Origin of the sequence: Escherichia sp. 93.1518, from assembly GCF_013368915.2 — a bacterium.
Taxonomy (GTDB): Bacteria; Pseudomonadota; Gammaproteobacteria; order Enterobacterales; family Enterobacteriaceae; genus Escherichia; species Escherichia ruysiae.
This window is the reverse complement of sequence record NZ_JABWMT020000006.1, coordinates 23,396-43,193: the sequence shown is the minus strand read 5'-3', so window position 1 is coordinate 43,193 and position 19,798 is coordinate 23,396. Positions and strand designations below refer to the sequence as shown.

At 52.7% G+C, this 19,798-nt stretch carries 13 protein-coding genes; 7 read left to right on the top strand and 6 right to left on the bottom strand.

Going from position 1 to position 19,798, the window contains the following annotated elements:
• Positions 1 to 6 precede the first annotated feature (6 nt).
• The 4 genes from hofC to nadC all read right to left on the bottom strand — a co-directional run bounded on the left by hofC (position 7) and on the right by nadC (position 4,130).
• Entirely contained in the window at positions 7 to 1,209 is a 1,203-nt protein-coding gene (hofC, locus tag HEN21_RS06125) for a protein transport protein HofC (protein ID WP_176251921.1), read from the bottom strand.
• A complete protein-coding gene (gene gspE / locus HEN21_RS06120; RefSeq protein WP_105286996.1) occupies positions 1,199 to 2,584 on the bottom strand; it encodes a type II secretion system protein GspE in 1,386 nt (461 codons plus the stop codon). Before gspE ends, hofC begins: the two co-directional genes overlap by 11 nt.
• 9 nt (positions 2,585 to 2,593) lie before the next feature.
• A complete protein-coding gene (gene ppdD / locus HEN21_RS06115; protein WP_000360898.1) occupies positions 2,594 to 3,034 on the bottom strand; it encodes a prepilin peptidase-dependent pilin in 441 nt (146 codons plus the stop codon).
• 202 nt (positions 3,035 to 3,236) lie between these two features.
• Entirely contained in the window at positions 3,237 to 4,130 is an 894-nt protein-coding gene (nadC, locus tag HEN21_RS06110) for a carboxylating nicotinate-nucleotide diphosphorylase (RefSeq protein WP_001135186.1), read from the bottom strand.
• 87 nt (positions 4,131 to 4,217) lie between these two features.
• On the opposite strand from nadC, the gene ampD reads away from it, so the two are divergent.
• Positions 4,218 to 4,769: a 1,6-anhydro-N-acetylmuramyl-L-alanine amidase AmpD gene (gene ampD, locus HEN21_RS06105; protein ID WP_000923717.1), complete on the top strand. Its 552-nt coding sequence runs from the start codon at positions 4,218 to 4,220 to the stop codon at positions 4,767 to 4,769.
• The gene (gene ampE, locus HEN21_RS06100) at positions 4,766 to 5,620 is read left to right on the top strand and encodes a beta-lactamase regulator AmpE (protein WP_000171990.1); all 855 of its coding nucleotides are present in this window, start codon (positions 4,766 to 4,768) and stop codon (positions 5,618 to 5,620) included. The genes ampD and ampE overlap by 4 nt, the downstream gene beginning before the upstream one ends.
• Positions 5,621 to 5,662: 42 nt before the next feature.
• On the opposite strand, the gene aroP is transcribed toward ampE, so the two are convergent.
• The gene (gene aroP, locus HEN21_RS06095) at positions 5,663 to 7,036 is read right to left on the bottom strand and encodes an aromatic amino acid transporter AroP (RefSeq protein ID WP_077630333.1); all 1,374 of its coding nucleotides are present in this window, start codon (positions 7,034 to 7,036) and stop codon (positions 5,663 to 5,665) included.
• A gap of 540 nt (positions 7,037 to 7,576) precedes the next feature.
• On the opposite strand from aroP, the gene pdhR reads away from it, so the two are divergent.
• From pdhR to lpdA, 4 genes are all read left to right on the top strand, one after another.
• The gene (pdhR, locus tag HEN21_RS06090) at positions 7,577 to 8,341 is read left to right on the top strand and encodes a pyruvate dehydrogenase complex transcriptional repressor PdhR (protein WP_000331776.1); all 765 of its coding nucleotides are present in this window, start codon (positions 7,577 to 7,579) and stop codon (positions 8,339 to 8,341) included.
• A gap of 160 nt (positions 8,342 to 8,501) precedes the next feature.
• Positions 8,502 to 11,165: a pyruvate dehydrogenase (acetyl-transferring), homodimeric type gene (gene aceE, locus HEN21_RS06085; RefSeq protein WP_000003836.1), complete on the top strand. Its 2,664-nt coding sequence runs from the start codon at positions 8,502 to 8,504 to the stop codon at positions 11,163 to 11,165.
• 14 nt (positions 11,166 to 11,179) lie between these two features.
• Positions 11,180 to 13,078, top strand: coding sequence for a pyruvate dehydrogenase complex dihydrolipoyllysine-residue acetyltransferase (gene aceF / locus HEN21_RS06080; RefSeq protein WP_176251920.1), 1,899 nt, complete (start codon positions 11,180 to 11,182; stop codon positions 13,076 to 13,078).
• Positions 13,079 to 13,285: 207 nt separating this feature from the next.
• Positions 13,286 to 14,710: a dihydrolipoyl dehydrogenase gene (lpdA, locus tag HEN21_RS06075; RefSeq protein WP_000102484.1), complete on the top strand. Its 1,425-nt coding sequence runs from the start codon at positions 13,286 to 13,288 to the stop codon at positions 14,708 to 14,710.
• 242 nt (positions 14,711 to 14,952) lie between these two features.
• On the opposite strand, the gene HEN21_RS06070 is transcribed toward lpdA, so the two are convergent.
• Complete coding sequence (locus HEN21_RS06070) at positions 14,953 to 16,761, bottom strand: DUF3300 domain-containing protein (RefSeq protein WP_183082903.1); 1,809 nt, start codon at positions 16,759 to 16,761, stop codon at positions 14,953 to 14,955.
• Between the two features lie 354 nt (positions 16,762 to 17,115).
• On the opposite strand from HEN21_RS06070, the gene acnB reads away from it, so the two are divergent.
• Positions 17,116 to 19,713 carry a bifunctional aconitate hydratase 2/2-methylisocitrate dehydratase gene (acnB, locus tag HEN21_RS06065; RefSeq protein ID WP_176251918.1) on the top strand — a complete coding sequence of 866 codons (2,598 nt, stop codon included), beginning with the start codon at positions 17,116 to 17,118 and terminating at the stop codon, positions 19,711 to 19,713.
• Positions 19,714 to 19,798: the final 85 nt, after the last annotated feature.

Sequence of the window (19,798 nt, the reverse complement as noted above, 5' to 3'; positions counted from 1 at the left end):
CCAGCGTTATCCCATCCCACTCATCGCATCGCCTAAATGGAAAATTGGCAGGTACATTGCCACCACTAGCGTACCGATAATTCCTCCTGTAATGACCAGCAACGCCGGTTCCAGTAAGGCTGCAAGATTATCTGCCAGCGCCAGCGTGTTATCCCGATGATGGTGAGCGAGATTCTCCAGCATGAGATCCAGCGAGCCGGATGCCTCTCCTGTTCTCACTAATTGCAAACAGAGTGGGCTAAACTCACCGGCATTTTTTAGCGCCAGCCAGATGGGCTGACCGTTACTGATATCGTGCTGGATTTGTGTCAGAAGTTGCGCCCAGTACGGGCAGCGCATTGTTTCTCTGACGCTCTCAACCCCTTGTAAAAAAGTAATTCCTGCACTTTGTGTCAGCGCCAGAATCGTAAAAATCTGCGTGAGTTTTTGTCCCCGCATCAGGGAACCCATAATTGGGATGCGTAACAGCAATTTCTGTCGCACGATAAGCCAGGTCGGACGGCGCATCAGCAACTTATTGGCTATCGCCAGCAGAAAGCCGAACAACACCAGCAACCAGCCCCATTCACTACTAAAGTCTGCCAGCGTCATGATCCCCTGCGTTAGCGCCGGTAGTGGGGTATTAAAGGTCTTATAGATAGCGGCAAACTCCGGCAGAACAAAATGCAGCATTGCCATAACCACCATGATTGCCATCGCTAAAATGATGATGGGATAACGCAACGCTGATTTCACTTTGTCGGTCAACTGACGTTGGGCTTTTTGCTGGCGCGCCAGTTCAAAGCAGCATTCATCCAGCTTACCGGTCAGTTCACCCGTGCGGATCGTCGCCTGATAGAGCGGTGGGAAAACCTCTGACCAGGGTAATAAGGCATTGGAAAAGGCAACGCCCTGTTCGAGATCGTGCGCCAGCGATTGCAGCAATACTTGCCATTGCTTACAGGGATGCTGTTCCGCCAGCAGCGCCAGCCCTTCAGAAAGGGTTAAGCCGGCTTTGAGTAGCGTCGCCAGTTGATGAATGACTTCCGCGCTTTTATCTCCTCGCCACTGTGCAGGATTGATGGCGATTCGCTTCAGACGCAGTGGGGTAACCGTCTGTTGCTGTAGCGCAAAAATCAACAAAGTACGGCTTTCTGCCCATAGCATCCCATCTTGCATATTGCCGTCGCCGGTTATGCCATGCCAGCGCCAGAGTTGCTTACTCGCCATGCGGCATCCCCAATACGCGGATTAACTCTTCAAAGGTGGTTAAGCCTTGCTCCACGGCCAGGCAGCCGTTTTCAAAAAGCGTGCGCATTCCCGCCTGTCGGGCGTGCGTTTCCAGCGATTCAACGTCGGTATTAGCGGAAATAATCTGACGTATGACCGGTGTTATAGGCAGAACTTCAAACAAGGCCGTGCGACCATAAAAACCGTGGTAGCAGTGTCTACAACCGGGTGCTTGCCAGCGGGGCAGCGGCGATGTCCATACATTGTCGGGAATATGGATGGGTTCCCCTTGCTGCAGGCGACAATGCGGGCAAAGTTTGCGTACCAGCCGCTGGGCTATCACCAGCGTGAGCGCCGATGAAAGCATCCAGCGAGCAACGCCCATTTGCTGTAAACGCACCAGCGTTTCGCAGGTGGAATTGGTGTGTAGGGTAGACAACACCAGATGACCCGTTTGCGCGGCTTTAATGGCGATTTCTGCCGTTTCGCCATCGCGGATCTCTCCGATCATGATGACATCGGGATCCTGGCGTAATAACGCGCGCAAAACGCCCTGAAAGGTAAGACCGGCACGTGGATGGATTTGCGTCTGGTTTAGCCCGGCGATGGGGATCTCAACCGGATCTTCGACGCTACAAATATTAATATCAGCGGTATTCAGCGTTTGCAGGGCGCTATAAAGCGTGACGGTTTTTCCGCTTCCGGTTGGCCCAGTTACCAGCACCAGTCCTTGTGGTTGCTGTAGGGCATGAGCAAAGTCCGCCAGTTGTAACGGCTGCATTCCCAGCGTGTTGACATCCAGCGCCTGGTTTACCTGCTGTAACAACCGTAATACCACCTTTTCACCGCCCCGACATGGCAAGGTTGCAATACGAAATGAGACGGCGTTCCCTGCCAGTTCGACAGTGAATTGCCCGTCCTGCGGCAGGCGATGTTCCGCAATATCCAGGCTTCCCAGCACTTTTAATCTGGCGGTTAATGCGGCTCCGGCATCCCGTGGAACATCTGGTAAAGGATGCAGCACGCCGTCGATACGCAAGCGGATACGGTAGGCGCTGTTCGCTGGTTCGATATGAATATCAGACGCGCGTTGTTCCAGCGCAGATTGTAACGTTTGGGTCAGCAACTCTGCCTTGAGCTGATGTTTCTCCTGAACGGTTACGGGCAACGTTTGTTGTGAGCGGCTGGCATGGCCTTCCATTTGCTGGCGCGTCCAGCAGGTGATCTCAATGCGTTTAGTGGTGGCAAAATGTAAGGCATCGAGGAATTCATGCGAAGGCGCATCGACTACCGCAACATGAACCACCTCTTCGCTGGCATCCAGCAAGACTCCCTGATAACGCAGACACAGGGCGGTGAGCTGTGAAATATTCATTGCCGCTCCTTAGTTGGCGTCATCAAAGCGGAAGACATCTTCGCAGGCTTGCTGCAATGCGCTGTCACTTTGAATATTGCAGTTGCGCGTCCAGCCGGTGACGCCGTTTGCGTTATCCCAACCCGGTGTCATGATGACGTTTAAACCATTAAGACTTTCTTGCCCGGTCAGCGACACCACGCCCTTCGCCACGCTCATGGCAGAGACATAGCGAGTGGTGGTGGGCGAGGGGATACCATTGCTACCGCCGTCACAGGTGTCTAATCCACCATGTTCCAGCGCGCACAATTCTACGGCAGTACGGTAAGGCACAAAGGTTTGTAGCATGTCGGTGAGTGCTGCTTTGCGCAGGTAGTTCTGATAAGCGGGAATGCCGATGGCGCTTAAAATGGCAATGATGCCAATAACCACCATCAGTTCGATAAGTGTAAAACCGCGTTGCTTGTCCATCTGTTTCGCTCCTTGATTTCGTTGGCGCTACTTTGGCAAACGCCATCGGTACAGGCGAGGGGCAAAAAACGAAACGGGAAGGTGGCTTCCGGGGTTTTTTATTACGTTGCAGCGAAAGACAAGAAATTTGCGAGGCGTTACGAAGAAAGTTGGGGAAGGGAAGATTATCCGCCCGCTACGGAGCGGATAAATCTGTCAGGAATTAGCGAAAACGCATTGAGAGATCGAGTGCCTGTACGTGTTTAGTTAGTGCACCGACGGAGATAAAGTCCACGCCCGTTTCGGCAAATTCGCGCAGTGTTTTGTCGGTGACGTTGCCAGACACTTCCAGTAGCGCCTTGCCGTTGGTGCGTTTGACGGCTTCGCGCATCTGTTCTGTTTCGAAGTTATCCAGCATGATGATATCGGCACCTGCTTTCAGGGCTTCATCAAGTTCTTCCAGATTTTCTACTTCGACTTCTACTGGCGCATCAGGGTGCAGCCAGGACGCTTTTTCGACCGCCTGACGCACTGAGCCGGAGGCAATAATATGGTTTTCTTTGATCAGGAAGGCGTCAGAAAGCCCCAGACGGTGATTCGCTCCGCCGCCGCAAAGTACCGCGTATTTCAGAGCCGAACGCAGACCCGGCAAGGTTTTGCGCGTATCCAACAACTGCGTGTTGGTGCCTTCCAGTAATTCGACATAGTGGCGAACCTTACTGGCAACCCCGGAAAGAGTTTGCACAAAATTGAGCGCCGTGCGTTCGCCCGTTAACAGCACGCGGGATGGGCCTTCAAGTTCGAACAAGGGTTGATTGGCGTGGATGAGTTCGCCGTCATCCACATGCCAAATAATGGTGACATCGTCGCCTGCCAGTTGAATAAACACCTCTTCAACCCAGCGTTTGCCGCAAAATACGCCATTTTCGCGGGTGATCACCGTGGCATGAGAGCGAGAATTTTCCGATAAAAGTTTTGCCGTAATGTCGTTGTTGGCATCAACTGTTCCGCCTAAATCTTCTCGCAGCGCCTGAGCCACCGCGCCGGGGATATCGAGATTAATGCGTTCCAGCAGCTCGTCACGTCGGGTGTCAGGGTTATAGCGGCGAGGCGGCATGTTAAAACTCCAGATAGCTAACGAATCATAAGGTAGAAACATGCTACTCTGAACCGGGTATTAGCACCACATATAAGGAGATCCTGCATGTTGTTAGAACAGGGGTGGCTGGTCGGCGCGCGCCGCGTTCCCTCACCACATTACGATTGCCGCCCGGATGACGAAACACCCACCCTGCTGGTGGTGCACAATATTAGCCTGCCGCCAGGTGAGTTTGGCGGTCCGTGGATTGATGCATTATTCACCGGAACTATTGATCCGCAGGCACATCCCTTCTTTGCTGAGATCGCCCATTTGCGCGTTTCCGCCCACTGTTTGATTCGCCGTGATGGTGAAATTGTCCAGTATGTTCCTTTCGATAAACGCGCCTGGCACGCGGGGATATCTCAGTATCAAGGTCGCGAACGCTGTAATGATTTTTCTATTGGGATTGAGCTGGAAGGCACCGACACGCTGGCTTATACCGATGCGCAGTATCAGCAACTGGCGGCGGTTACGCGGGCGCTGATTCATCGCTATCCAGATATCGCTAATAACATGACGGGGCATTGCGATATTGCGCCGGATCGTAAAACCGATCCTGGTCCTGCATTTGATTGGGCACGGTTTCGTGCGCTGGTCAGCAAGGAGACAACATGACGCTATTCACAACCTTACTGGTGTTAATTTTTGAGCGCCTGTTTAAGTTGGGCGAGCACTGGCAGCTTGATCACCGTCTTGAAGCGTTCTTTCGGCGGGTGAAACATTTTTCGCTGGGGCGCACGTTAGGTATGACCATTATTGCGATGGGGGTGACTTTTTTGCTGTTGCGCGCGTTGCATGGGTTATTGTTCAACGTCCCGACGCTGCTGGTATGGCTGTTGCTTGGTTTGCTGTGTATTGGCGCGGGTAAAGTGCGTCTCCATTATCATGCATATCTGGCAGCCGCTTCACGTAATGATAGCCATGCCCGCTCCACGATGGCTGGCGAACTCACTATGATTCACGGCGTCCCAGCAGGCTGCGATGAACGTGAATACTTGCGTGAACTGCAAAATGCACTGCTGTGGATTAACTTTCGTTTTTACCTGGCGCCGCTGTTCTGGTTGATTGTAGGGGGAACCTGGGGGCCAGTTACGCTGATGGGTTATGCGTTTTTGCGTGCATGGCAATACTGGCTGGCGCGTTACCAGACGCCGCATCATCGTTTACAGTCCGGCATTGATGCCGTGCTTCATGTGCTGGATTGGGTGCCGGTTCGCCTTGCGGGCGTGGTATATGCCTTGATCGGTCACGGAGAGAAAGCATTACCAGCCTGGTTTGCTTCGCTGGGTGATTTCCATACTTCGCAATATCAGGTGTTAACGCGTCTGGCGCAGTTCTCTCTGGCGCGTGAACCGCATGTTGATAAGGTGGAGACGCCGAAAGCAGCGGTTTCAATGGCGAAGAAAACTTCGTTCGTGGTTGTGGTGGTGATTGCGCTACTGACGATTTACGGAGCGTTAGTGTAAAAATTGTAGCCCTCACCCAGCGCGGGTGAGGGCGTAGAGAAATTAATGCGCTTTTACGGCTTTTGCGGTTTTCTCTTTAAACAGATAGCCGATGCCTAACACGAGCAGCCATACCGGGATCAGGTAAACCGAAATCGCCATTCCCGGCGTCATCAGCATAATTACCAATACCGCCGCCATAAACAGCAGGCAGATCCAGTTACCCAGCGGATAGAGCAGAGCAGGGAAACGGGTAGCCACACCTTGTGCTTGTTTGGCGCGACGGAATTTCATATGCGCAAGGCTAATCATCGCCCAGTTGATCACTAGTGCAGATACCACCAGCGCCATTAACAGTCCGAATGCGGACTCTGGGGCAAGGTAGTTAATCAGTACGCACAATGCCGTAACCAACGCAGAGACCAGAATGGTGTTTACCGGTACGCCGCGTTTATCGACGGAAGCGAGCATTTTCGGTGCGTTCCCCTGTTGTGCCAGACCGAACAACATACGGCTGTTGCAGTAGACGCAACTGTTGTAAACCGAAAGCGCCGCCGTCAACACCACGATATTCAGGGCGTTAGCGACAAAAGTATCGCCCAACTCGTGGAAGATCAGCACAAACGGACTGGTATCGGCGGTAACGCGCGTCCACGGCATCAGGGAGAGCAGAACGGCTAAGGAACCAATGTAGAAAATCAGGATGCGGTAGATAACCTGGTTAGTCGCTTTGGGAATACTTTGCTCCGGGTTATCTGCTTCTGCTGCGGTGATGCCTACCAGTTCCAGACCACCGAACGAGAACATGATAATCGCCATCATCATTACCAGCCCGGTGAAGCCGTGCGGCAGGAAGCCACCTTGATCCCAGAGGTTGCTAACGCTCGCCTGCGGGCCACCGTTGCCGCTGAACAGCAGCCAGCCACCGAAGATGATCATCGCCACCACCGCGATAACTTTGATAATGGCAAACCAGAACTCCATCTCGCCAAACACTTTAACGTTGGTCAGGTTGATGGCGTTGATCACCACAAAGAATACGGCGGCCGAAGCCCAGGTGGGGATTTCCGGATACCAGAACTGAATGTATTTGCCGACGGCAGTAAGCTCTGCCATGGCAACTAAAACGTACAGTACCCAGTAGTTCCAGCCAGAGGCGAAACCAGCAAAACTGCCCCAGTATTTATAAGCAAAGTGGCTGAAGGAGCCTGCTACCGGTTCTTCGACTACCATTTCACCTAACTGACGCATGATCAGAAAGGCGATAAAACCGGCAATAGCGTAACCCAGGATAATCCCTGGCCCTGCGGACTGTATTACGGAGGCGCTTCCCAGGAATAGTCCTGTCCCTATCGCGCCACCCAGCGCGATAAGCTGGATATGGCGGTTTTTAAGGCCGCGCTTTAGCTGCTCGCCGTGCTGTTGACCTTCCATCATGAAACCTCGTGCGGTGATTGTTTTTTTGATCTACGCAGTGATGCGTGTGTAAGTTTGCAATTCCGTTTGTTGTATTAATTTGTTTACATCAAAAGCGTTTGAATTGTTACAAAGGGACTTCCGTCAGATCAAGAATAATGGTATGCGCCAGTGAATGCACTCGCTTTATGCCAGGTTGAAGATGAGTTGCCTAAAAAGAAATCGTTTGTAAAGGAAAGCCCCGAAACACCCCATCGCAATAAATGAATATAAATTCATTTTAATGGCATTAAAAATCGAAAAATTGGTAAGTGAATCGGTTCAATTTGGATTTTTATAGTTTAATAAACGTTAAAAAAACCATTGCTCACGTAAAGTCTACATTTGCGCATAGTTACAATTTTGAAACGTCATATGTGTCAAGTTGTTAAAATGTGCACAGTTTCATGATTTCAATCAAAACCTGTATGGACATAAGGTGAATACTTTGTTACTTTAGCGTCACAGACATGAAATTGGTAAGACCAATTGACTTCGGCAAGTGGCTTAAGACAGGAACTCATGGCCTACAGCAAAATCCGCCAACCAAAACTCTCCGATGTGATTGAGCAGCAACTGGAGTTTTTGATCCTCGAAGGCACACTTCGTCCGGGCGAAAAACTCCCACCGGAACGCGAACTGGCGAAACAGTTCGACGTCTCCCGTCCCTCCTTGCGTGAGGCGATTCAACGTCTCGAAGCGAAGGGCTTGTTGCTTCGTCGCCAGGGTGGCGGCACTTTTGTCCAGAGCAGCCTCTGGCAAAGTTTCAGCGATCCGCTGGTGGAGCTGCTCTCCGACCATCCTGAATCACAGTATGACTTGCTCGAAACACGACACGCCCTGGAAGGTATCGCCGCTTATTACGCCGCGCTGCGTAGTACCGATGAAGACAAGGAACGCATCCGTGAACTCCATCACGCCATAGAGCTGGCGCAGCAGTCTGGCGATCTGGACGCGGAATCAAACGCCGTACTCCAGTATCAGATTGCCGTCACCGAAGCGGCCCACAATGTGGTTTTGCTTCATCTGCTAAGGTGTATGGAGCCGATGTTGGCTCAGAATGTCCGTCAGAACTTCGAATTGCTCTATTCGCGTCGCGAGATGCTGCCGCTGGTGAGTAGTCACCGCACCCGCATATTCGAAGCGATTATGGCCGGTAAGCCGGAAGAAGCGCGCGAAGCATCACATCGCCATCTGGCCTTTATCGAAGAAATTTTGCTCGACAGAAGCCGTGAAGAGAGTCGCCGTGAGCGTTCTCTGCGCCGTCTGGAGCAACGAAAGAATTAGTGATTTTTCTGGTGAAAATTAGCCAGAAGATGTTGTAAATCAAGCGCATATAAAAGCGCGGCAACTAAACGTAGAACCTGTCTTATTGAGCTTTCCGGTGAGAGTTCAATGGGACAGGTTCCAGAAAACTCAACGTTATTAGATAGATAAGGAATAACCCATGTCAGAACGTTTCCCAAATGACGTGGATCCGATCGAAACTCGCGACTGGCTCCAGGCGATCGAATCGGTCATCCGTGAAGAAGGTGTTGAGCGTGCTCAGTATCTGATCGACCAACTGCTTGCTGAAGCCCGCAAAGGCGGAGTCAACGTAGCCGCAGGCACCGGCGTCAGCAACTACATCAACACCATCCCCGTTGAAGAACAACCGGAGTATCCGGGTAATCTGGAACTGGAACGCCGTATTCGTTCAGCTATCCGCTGGAACGCCATCATGACGGTTCTGCGTGCATCCAAAAAAGATCTGGAACTGGGCGGCCACATGGCATCCTTCCAGTCTTCCGCAACCATTTATGATGTGTGCTTTAACCACTTCTTCCGTGCACGCAACGAGCAGGATGGCGGCGACCTGGTTTACTTCCAGGGTCACATCTCTCCGGGCGTTTACGCTCGTGCTTTCCTGGAAGGTCGTCTGACTCAGGAGCAGCTCGATAACTTCCGTCAGGAAGTTCACGGCAATGGCCTCTCTTCCTATCCGCACCCGAAACTGATGCCGGAATTCTGGCAGTTCCCGACCGTATCTATGGGTCTGGGACCGATTGGTGCTATTTACCAGGCTAAATTCCTGAAATATCTGGAACACCGTGGCCTGAAAGATACCTCTAAACAGACCGTTTACGCGTTCCTCGGCGACGGTGAAATGGACGAACCGGAATCCAAAGGTGCGATCACCATCGCTACCCGTGAAAAACTGGATAACCTGGTCTTCGTTATCAACTGTAACCTGCAGCGTCTTGACGGCCCGGTCACCGGTAACGGCAAGATCATCAACGAACTGGAAGGCATCTTCGAAGGTGCTGGCTGGAACGTGATCAAAGTGATGTGGGGTAGCCGTTGGGATGAACTGCTGCGTAAAGATACCAGCGGTAAACTGATCCAGCTGATGAACGAAACCGTTGACGGCGACTACCAGACCTTCAAATCGAAAGATGGCGCGTACGTTCGTGAACACTTCTTCGGTAAATATCCTGAAACCGCAGCACTGGTTGCAGACTGGACTGACGAGCAGATCTGGGCACTGAACCGTGGCGGTCACGATCCGAAGAAAATCTACGCTGCATTCAAGAAAGCGCAGGAAACTAAAGGCAAAGCGACGGTAATCCTTGCTCATACCATTAAAGGTTACGGCATGGGCGACGCGGCTGAAGGTAAAAACATCGCGCACCAGGTTAAGAAAATGAACATGGACGGCGTGCGTCACATCCGCGACCGTTTCAATGTGCCGGTGTCTGATGCAGATATCGAAAAACTGCCGTACATCACCTTCCCGGAAGGTTCTGAAGAGCATACCTATCTGCACGCTCAGCGTCAGAAACTGCACGGTTATCTGCCAAGCCGTCAGCCGAACTTCACCGAGAAGCTTGAGCTGCCGAGCCTGCAAGACTTCGGCGCGCTGCTGGAAGAGCAGAGCAAAGAGATCTCTACCACTATCGCTTTCGTTCGTGCCCTGAACGTGATGCTGAAGAACAAGTCGATCAAAGACCGCCTGGTGCCGATCATCGCCGACGAAGCGCGTACTTTCGGTATGGAAGGTCTGTTCCGTCAGATTGGTATCTACAGCCCGAACGGTCAGCAGTACACCCCGCAGGACCGCGAGCAGGTTGCTTACTATAAAGAAGACGAGAAAGGTCAGATTCTGCAGGAAGGGATCAACGAGCTGGGCGCAGGTTGTTCCTGGCTGGCAGCGGCGACCTCTTACAGCACCAACAACCTGCCGATGATTCCGTTCTACATCTATTACTCGATGTTCGGCTTCCAGCGTATCGGCGATCTGTGCTGGGCAGCTGGCGACCAGCAAGCGCGTGGCTTCCTGATCGGCGGTACTTCCGGTCGTACCACCCTGAACGGCGAAGGTCTGCAGCACGAAGATGGTCACAGCCACATTCAGTCGCTGACTATCCCGAACTGTATCTCTTACGACCCGGCTTACGCTTACGAAGTTGCTGTCATCATGCATGACGGTCTGGAGCGTATGTACGGTGAAAAACAAGAGAACGTTTACTACTACATCACTACGCTGAACGAAAACTACCACATGCCGGCAATGCCGGAAGGTGCTGAGGAAGGTATCCGTAAAGGTATCTACAAACTCGAAACCATTGAAGGTAGCAAAGGTAAAGTTCAGCTGCTGGGTTCCGGTTCTATTCTGCGTCACGTCCGTGAAGCAGCACAGATCCTGGCGAAAGATTACGGCGTAGGTTCTGACGTATATAGCGTGACCTCCTTCACCGAACTGGCGCGTGATGGTCAGGATTGTGAACGCTGGAACATGCTGCACCCGCTGGAAACTCCGCGCGTTCCGTACATTGCTCAGGTGATGAACGACGCTCCGGCAGTGGCATCTACCGACTATATGAAACTGTTCGCTGAGCAGGTTCGTACTTACGTACCGGCTGACGACTACCGCGTCCTGGGTACTGATGGCTTCGGTCGTTCCGACAGCCGTGAGAACCTGCGTCACCACTTCGAAGTTGATGCTTCCTATGTAGTGGTTGCGGCGCTGGGCGAACTGGCTAAACGTGGCGAAATCGATAAGAAAGTGGTTGCTGACGCAATCGCCAAATTCAACATCGATGCAGAAAAAGTTAACCCGCGTCTGGCGTAAGAGGTAAAAGAATAATGGCTATCGAAATCAAAGTACCGGACATCGGGGCTGATGAAGTTGAAATCACCGAGATCCTGGTCAAAGTGGGCGACAAAGTTGAAGCCGAACAGTCGCTGATCACCGTAGAAGGCGACAAAGCCTCTATGGAAGTTCCGTCTCCGCAGGCAGGTATTGTTAAAGAGATCAAAGTCTCTGTTGGCGATAAAACCCAGACCGGTGCACTTATTATGATTTTCGATTCCGCCGACGGTGCAGCTGACGCTGCACCTGCTCAGGCAGAAGAGAAGAAAGAAGCAGCTCCGGCAGCAGCACCAGCGGCAGCGGCGGCAAAAGACGTTAACGTTCCGGATATCGGCAGCGACGAAGTCGAAGTGACCGAAATCCTGGTGAAAGTGGGCGATAAAGTTGAAGCTGAACAGTCGCTGATCACCGTAGAAGGCGACAAGGCTTCTATGGAAGTTCCGGCGCCGTTTGCGGGCACCGTGAAAGAGATCAAAGTGAATGTTGGCGACAAAGTGTCCACCGGCTTGCTGATCATGATCTTCGAAGTTGCGGGTGAAGCAGGTGCGGCAGCTCCGGCTCCGGCGGCTAAACAGGAAGCAGCTCCGGCAGCAGCACCTGCGCCAGCGGCTGGCGTGAAAGAAGTTAACGTTCCGGATATCGGCGGTGACGAAGTTGAAGTGACCGAAGTGATGGTGAAAGTGGGCGACAAAGTTGCCGCTGAACAGTCACTGATCACCGTGGAAGGCGACAAAGCCTCTATGGAAGTTCCGGCTCCGTTTGCAGGTGTTGTGAAGGAACTGAAAGTCAACGTTGGCGATAAAGTGAAAACTGGTTCGCTGATTATGATCTTCGAAGTTGAAGGCGCAGCGCCTGCGGCGGCTCCGGCGAAACAGGAAGCGGCAGCGCCGGCTCCGGCAGCAAAAGCTGAAGCTCCGGCAGCAGCACCGGCTGCGAAAGCCGAAGGCAAATCTGAATTTGCTGAAAACGACGCTTACGTTCACGCGACTCCGCTGATCCGTCGTCTGGCTCGCGAGTTTGGCGTTAACCTGGCGAAAGTGAAGGGCACAGGCCGTAAAGGTCGTATCCTGCGCGAAGACGTTCAGGTTTACGTGAAAGAAGCTATCAAACGTGCAGAAGCGGCTCCGGCGGCGACTGGCGGCGGTATCCCAGGCATGTTGCCGTGGCCGAAGGTGGACTTCAGCAAGTTTGGTGAAATCGAAGAAGTGGAACTGGGCCGTATCCAGAAAATCTCTGGCGCGAACCTGAGCCGTAACTGGGTGATGATCCCGCATGTTACTCACTTCGACAAAACCGATATCACCGAGCTGGAAGCGTTCCGTAAACAGCAGAACGAAGAAGCAGCGAAACGTAAGCTGGATGTGAAGATCACCCCGGTTGTCTTCATCATGAAAGCCGTTGCTGCGGCGCTTGAGCAGATGCCTCGCTTCAACAGTTCTCTGTCGGAAGACGGTCAGCGTCTGACCCTGAAGAAATACATCAACATCGGTGTGGCGGTGGATACCCCGAACGGTCTGGTTGTTCCGGTATTCAAAGACGTCAACAAGAAAGGCATCATCGAGCTGTCTCGCGAGCTGATGACCATTTCCAAGAAAGCGCGTGACGGTAAGCTGACTGCAAGCGAAATGCAGGGCGGTTGCTTTACCATCTCCAGTATCGGCGGCCTGGGTACTACCCACTTCGCGCCGATTGTGAACGCACCGGAAGTGGCTATCCTCGGCGTTTCCAAGTCCGCGATGGAGCCGGTGTGGAATGGTAAAGAGTTCGTGCCGCGTCTGATGCTGCCGATTTCTCTCTCCTTCGACCACCGCGTGATCGACGGTGCTGATGGTGCCCGTTTCATTACCATCATTAACAACACGCTGTCTGATATTCGCCGTCTGGTGATGTAAATAAAAGAGCCGGCCCAACGGCCGGCTTTTTTCTGGTAATCTCATGAATGTATTGAGATTATTAGCGAATAGACAAATCGGTTGCCGTTTGTTGTTTAAAAATTGTTAACAATTTTGTAAAATACCGACGGATAGAACGACCCGGTGGATAATGGGCGTCATAAAAAAAACGTCAGACCCGCCGGAGATAAATATATAGAGGTCATGATGAGTACTGAAATCAAAACTCAGGTCGTGGTACTTGGGGCAGGCCCCGCAGGTTACTCTGCTGCCTTCCGTTGCGCTGATTTAGGTCTGGAAACCGTAATCGTAGAACGCTACAACACCCTCGGCGGTGTTTGCCTGAACGTCGGCTGTATCCCTTCTAAAGCACTGCTGCACGTAGCAAAAGTTATCGAAGAAGCCAAAGCTCTGGCTGAACACGGTATCGTCTTCGGTGAACCGAAAACTGATATCGACAAGATTCGTACCTGGAAAGAGAAAGTGATCAATCAGCTGACCGGTGGTCTGGCTGGTATGGCGAAAGGCCGCAAAGTAAAAGTGGTCAACGGTCTGGGTAAATTCACCGGGGCAAACACCCTGGAAGTTGAAGGTGAGAACGGTAAAACCGTGATCAACTTCGACAACGCGATCATCGCAGCGGGTTCTCGCCCGATCCAACTGCCGTTTATTCCGCATGAAGATCCGCGTATCTGGGACTCCACTGACGCGCTGGAACTGAAAGAAGTACCAGAACGCCTGCTGGTTATGGGTGGCGGTATCATCGGTCTGGAAATGGGAACCGTATACCACGCGCTGGGTTCACAGATTGACGTGGTTGAAATGTTCGACCAGGTTATCCCGGCAGCTGACAAAGACATCGTTAAAGTCTTCACCAAACGTATCAGCAAGAAATTCAACCTGATGCTGGAAACCAAAGTCACTGCTGTTGAAGCGAAAGAAGACGGTATTTATGTGACGATGGAAGGCAAAAAAGCACCGGCTGAACCGCAGCGTTACGACGCCGTGCTGGTAGCGATTGGTCGTGTGCCGAACGGTAAAAACCTCGACGCAGGCAAAGCTGGCGTGGAAGTTGACGACCGTGGCTTCATCCGCGTTGATAAACAACTGCGTACCAACGTACCGCACATCTTTGCTATCGGCGATATCGTCGGTCAGCCGATGCTGGCACACAAAGGTGTTCACGAAGGTCACGTTGCTGCTGAAGTTATCGCCGGTAAGAAACACTACTTCGATCCGAAAGTTATCCCGTCTATCGCTTATACCGAACCAGAAGTTGCATGGGTGGGTCTGACCGAGAAAGAAGCGAAAGAGAAAGGCATCAGCTACGAAACCGCCACCTTCCCGTGGGCTGCTTCTGGTCGTGCTATCGCTTCCGACTGCGCAGACGGTATGACCAAACTGATTTTCGACAAAGAATCTCACCGTGTGATCGGTGGTGCAATTGTCGGTACTAACGGCGGCGAGCTGCTGGGTGAAATCGGTCTGGCAATCGAAATGGGTTGTGACGCGGAAGACATCGCGCTGACCATCCACGCGCACCCGACTCTGCACGAGTCTGTGGGTCTGGCGGCAGAAATATTCGAAGGTAGCATCACCGACCTGCCGAACCCGAAAGCGAAGAAGAAGTAATTCTTCGTGTGCCGGAACATCCGGCAAATTAAGAAGCGGCTATTCTGGCCGCTTCAGATTGTTGACAAAGTGCTCGTTGTTGATGCCGGATGCGGCGTAAACGCCTTATCCGGCCTACAAAATCATGCAAATTCAATGCATTGCAGGTGCCGTGTAGGCCCGATAAACTTGCGCATCGGGCGATTCGATGTTTGTCATCAGTCTTAAGCGGCTAACAACGCCGCTTTTTTTACGCCTGCAATTTACCTTTCCAGTCTTCTTGCTCCACGCTCAGACAACCGTTCACGTACCGCTGACCGTTGCTCGTTATTCAGCCTGGCAATATGGTTACTGTCGTTTAGACGTTGCGGGCGGTTCTCCTGAACTTTCTCCCGAAAAACCTGACGTTGTTCAGGAGATGCCGATTGAATACGCTGGCGGGCGTTATCACGCTGTTGTTGGTTCAATGGGCGCTGCTCTGGTGATGCGGACTGAATACGCTCACGCGCTGCCTCTCTTTGCTGCTGGTTCTGCGGGTTAGTCTGCATTTTCTCGCGTACCGCCTGGCGCTGTTCGGGTGACGCGGACTGAATACGCTGACGCGCCGCCTCTCTTCGCTGCTGGTTCTGCGGGTTAGTTCGCATTTTCTCGCGTACCGCCTGGCGCTGCTCAGGTGACGCGGACTGATAACGCTGACGAGCGGCATCCTTTTGCTGCTGGGTCAGTGGTTGGCGACGGCTGAACTCGCGAAAATCTTCATAATTGCCATAGTGTTCCGCTTCATTAAATCGCTGTGCCGCAGCCTGACGCTGGGTATCGCGTGTAGTCTCAGGTGTGGAGTGTGTTCGTTGCCGAAACTGGCTTGCCGCAGCCTGACGCTGACTGTCGCGCGACGGTGCAGGTAGCGACGTGGCGCTCATGCCGCCACTGACATCGGTTTGATGAAACCGCTTTGCCATATCCCTGTCATGATAAGGCACACCATCTCGATAGTTTGGGTTGTGCCGCCATGCCATATTCTTATCAGTAAGATGCTCACCGGTGATGCGGTTGAAATTGTTGACGTCGATATTGATGTTGTCACCGTTGTGTTGCCAGCCGTTGCCGTCACGATGACCGCCATCGTGATGATAATCATCATCGTCATGATGATGATGGTCATGATCGTCGTCATCCCAGTCGATGCTGCTGAATAACGCGTATGTAGTGGCGACGCCCATGCTGTAGCCGAAACCGCGCACAAAGCTGTCAACAAACGGTTCTCCGGCTGGCGGCGGCAGATAAACCGGCGGATACGCGGAATTGGCCCAGTTCCCGTAAACCACGGTCGGGTTATAGTTGGGAATATAAACCATATCCGGATTGGTTGGTTCGATAGTTATTACGGTTGGTGCAGGCTCTGCAATGACGGGGCTGGCTGTTGAAACGGTATTGGATTGTATGACGGGAGCCGTGACAGCCTGTTTTACCGGTACAGCTTTCTTCGTTGCCGTAATGACTTTCTGTTCGGTTGATGACTTCAGCGATCCGGTTTGTTGCGCCAGTTGACGCAAACGCTGTACCGAGTCCATTACATCCTGCGGCTGCGCCAGAAACGCATCGCCGAGGTTTTGTACCCACTGCGGGTTTTCGCCCATCAATGCCATCAGCTGTGGAAACGCCACCAGTGATTTGACGCTGGCATCCCACGGCTGGTCAGCTACTGCCTGAATAGCAGCGTCACCTTGTTTAAGTGGATTATCGTGCGACCATTGCACTGCTTGCGCAACGTTTGCCGGATAGGTTGATGCCATTAACACTTGTGAAAGCAGAGAATCGGGGTACAGCGCGACAGGCGCGACCCATTGATCAATTTGTGCAGTACTGAAGGTAGATTTGACGACGGCGGGCGTTACTGGCGGCGCGGAAACCGTTGCAGGAAGCGTAGCTGTAGTGACAACAGGCACAGTTTGCGCTTCTACAGGCGTTTCCACAGTGCGGCTTTTTACATACAAAGCACCGGAAGTGGCACAAAGCCCGGCACTGCAAATTAGCGCCAGCACATGGGGTTTAAACGGCAAAGTCATTTTCATAATTCGGATCTCAAGGAAATCGCAATGGTCGGCGAACTGCCACCCGCAGGTGCTGTGAATCCGAGTATAAAGAGGCGGTAGTTTAAATTTTGACTAATCTTGGGATTCGTTGAGAAAGGTGATTATCACCAGGCGAATTAACGAAGTTTTTACGAAGGGAAACAATCTCTAGACCATCCTTAACGATTCAGCCACTTTTTTATGTTGCTTTTTTGTAAACAGATTAACACATCGTCAAAATCCTGCTATTCTGCCCGTTGCGGTACTGGGCATTTACCCTACAAACTGCTGTCTCACAGGAGCGTGAAGAGAATCGCCTGCCGCACTATGACAATGAGAGCGAGGAGAACCGTCGTGCTAGAAGAATACCGTAAGCACGTAGCTGAGCGTGCCGCTGAGGGGATTGCGCCCAAGCCCCTGGATGCAAACCAAATGGCCGCGCTTGTAGAGCTGCTGAAAAACCCGCCTGCGGGCGAAGAAGAATTCCTGTTAGATCTGTTAACCAACCGAGTTCCCCCTGGCGTCGATGAAGCCGCCTATGTAAAAGCTGGTTTCCTTGCTGCTGTCGCGAAAGGCGAAGCCAAATCCCCACTGTTGACTCCAGAAAAAGCCATTGAACTGCTGGGCACCATGCAGGGTGGTTACAACATTCATCCGCTGATCGATGCGCTGGACGATGCCAAACTGGCGCCAATTGCCGCCAAAGCACTGTCTCATACGCTGCTGATGTTCGATAACTTCTATGATGTAGAAGAAAAAGCCAAAGCAGGCAACAAATACGCGAAGCAGGTTATGCAGTCCTGGGCGGATGCCGAATGGTTCCTGAATCGCCCGGCGCTGGCTGAAAAACTGACCGTTACCGTTTTCAAAGTTACCGGCGAAACCAACACTGATGACCTCTCTCCGGCACCGGATGCGTGGTCACGCCCGGATATCCCACTGCACGCGCTGGCGATGCTGAAAAATGCCCGTGAAGGTATTGAGCCAGACCAGCCAGGCGTTGTTGGGCCGATCAAACAGATTGAAGCCCTGCAACAGAAAGGTTTCCCGCTGGCGTACGTCGGTGACGTTGTGGGCACGGGTTCTTCGCGTAAATCCGCCACTAACTCCGTACTGTGGTTTATGGGCGATGATATTCCGCATGTGCCAAACAAACGCGGTGGCGGACTGTGCCTCGGCGGCAAAATTGCACCAATCTTCTTTAACACGATGGAAGATGCCGGCGCACTGCCAATTGAAGTGGACGTCTCCAACCTGAATATGGGCGACGTAATTGACGTTTACCCGTACAAAGGTGAAGTGCGTAACCACGAAACCAACGAGCTGTTGGCGACCTTCGAGCTGAAAACCGACGTACTGATTGATGAAGTGCGTGCTGGTGGTCGTATTCCGCTGATTATCGGTCGCGGCCTGACCACCAAAGCGCGTGAGGCACTTGGTCTGCCGCAGAGCGATGTTTTCCGTCAGGCGAAAGATGTGGCGGAAAGTGACCGTGGCTTCTCGCTGGCGCAGAAAATGGTTGGTCGTGCCTGTGGCGTGAAAGGCATTCGTCCGGGCGCTTATTGCGAACCGAAAATGACTTCTGTCGGTTCGCAGGACACCACCGGTCCAATGACCCGTGATGAACTGAAAGACCTGGCATGCCTGGGCTTCTCGGCTGATCTGGTGATGCAGTCTTTCTGTCACACTGCGGCTTATCCGAAGCCGGTTGACGTTAACACTCACCACACGCTGCCGGACTTCATTATGAACCGTGGCGGTGTGTCTTTGCGTCCGGGTGATGGCGTAATCCACTCCTGGCTGAACCGTATGCTGCTGCCGGATACCGTCGGTACTGGCGGTGACTCCCATACCCGTTTCCCGATCGGTATCTCTTTCCCGGCTGGCTCTGGTCTGGTGGCATTTGCTGCCGCAACTGGCGTCATGCCGCTGGACATGCCGGAATCTGTTCTGGTGCGCTTCAAAGGCAAGATGCAGCCGGGCATCACCCTGCGCGATCTGGTACACGCAATCCCGCTGTATGCGATCAAACAAGGTCTGCTGACCGTTGAGAAGAAAGGCAAGAAAAACATCTTCTCTGGTCGCATCCTGGAAATTGAAGGTCTGCCGGATCTGAAAGTTGAGCAGGCCTTTGAGCTGACTGATGCGTCCGCTGAGCGTTCCGCTGCTGGTTGTACCATCAAGCTGAATAAAGAGCCGATCATCGAGTATCTGAACTCTAACATTGTCCTGCTGAAGTGGATGATCGCAGAAGGTTACGGCGATCGTCGTACTCTGGAACGTCGTATTCAGGGCATGGAAAAATGGCTGGCAAATCCTGAGCTGCTGGAAGCCGATGCGGATGCGGAATACGCGGCGGTGATCGACATCGATCTGGCTGATATTAAAGAGCCAATCCTGTGTGCACCGAACGACCCGGACGACGCACGTCCGCTGTCTGCGGTACAGGGTGAGAAGATCGACGAAGTGTTTATCGGTTCCTGCATGACTAACATCGGTCACTTCCGTGCCGCAGGTAAACTGCTGGATGCGCATAAAGGCCAGTTGCCGACTCGCCTGTGGGTAGCACCGCCAACGCGTATGGACGCCGCGCAGCTGACAGAAGAAGGCTATTACAGCGTCTTCGGTAAGAGTGGGGCTCGTATCGAGATCCCAGGATGTTCCCTGTGTATGGGTAACCAGGCGCGTGTAGCAGACGGTGCGACGGTGGTTTCCACCTCTACCCGTAACTTCCCGAACCGTCTGGGTACTGGCGCGAACGTCTTCCTGGCTTCTGCGGAACTGGCTGCTGTTGCGGCGCTGATTGGCAAACTGCCAACGCCGGAGGAGTACCAGACCTACGTTGCGCAGGTAGATAAAACTGCCGTTGATACTTACCGTTATCTGAACTTCAACCAGCTTTCTCAGTACACCGAAAAAGCGGATGGGGTGATTTTCCAGACTGCGGTTTAAAAAGTCAGCGCACGCGCTGCGCATAAACGAGACAATGCCCGGTGAATGTGATTCCCGGGCATTTTTTATTTCTAAACCATCGCTG

What these genes read in the sequence shown, in the direction of transcription:
- ampD (WP_000923717.1), top strand. Translation starts at nt 4,218, where the DNA reads ATGTTGTTAGAACAGGGGTGGCTGGTCGGCGCGCGCCGCGTTCCCTCA.
- gspE (WP_105286996.1), bottom strand. Translation starts at nt 2,584, where the DNA reads ATGAATATTTCACAGCTCACCGCCCTGTGTCTGCGTTATCAGGGAGTC.
- lpdA (WP_000102484.1), top strand. Translation starts at nt 13,286, where the DNA reads ATGAGTACTGAAATCAAAACTCAGGTCGTGGTACTTGGGGCAGGCCCC.
- aroP (WP_077630333.1), bottom strand. Translation starts at nt 7,036, where the DNA reads ATGATGGAAGGTCAACAGCACGGCGAGCAGCTAAAGCGCGGCCTTAAA.
- HEN21_RS06070 (WP_183082903.1), bottom strand. Translation starts at nt 16,761, where the DNA reads ATGAAAATGACTTTGCCGTTTAAACCCCATGTGCTGGCGCTAATTTGC.
- ppdD (WP_000360898.1), bottom strand. Translation starts at nt 3,034, where the DNA reads ATGGACAAGCAACGCGGTTTTACACTTATCGAACTGATGGTGGTTATT.
- nadC (WP_001135186.1), bottom strand. Translation starts at nt 4,130, where the DNA reads ATGCCGCCTCGCCGCTATAACCCTGACACCCGACGTGACGAGCTGCTG.
- aceF (WP_176251920.1), top strand. Translation starts at nt 11,180, where the DNA reads ATGGCTATCGAAATCAAAGTACCGGACATCGGGGCTGATGAAGTTGAA.
- ampE (WP_000171990.1), top strand. Translation starts at nt 4,766, where the DNA reads ATGACGCTATTCACAACCTTACTGGTGTTAATTTTTGAGCGCCTGTTT.
- aceE (WP_000003836.1), top strand. Translation starts at nt 8,502, where the DNA reads ATGTCAGAACGTTTCCCAAATGACGTGGATCCGATCGAAACTCGCGAC.
- hofC (WP_176251921.1), bottom strand. Translation starts at nt 1,209, where the DNA reads ATGGCGAGTAAGCAACTCTGGCGCTGGCATGGCATAACCGGCGACGGC.
- pdhR (WP_000331776.1), top strand. Translation starts at nt 7,577, where the DNA reads ATGGCCTACAGCAAAATCCGCCAACCAAAACTCTCCGATGTGATTGAG.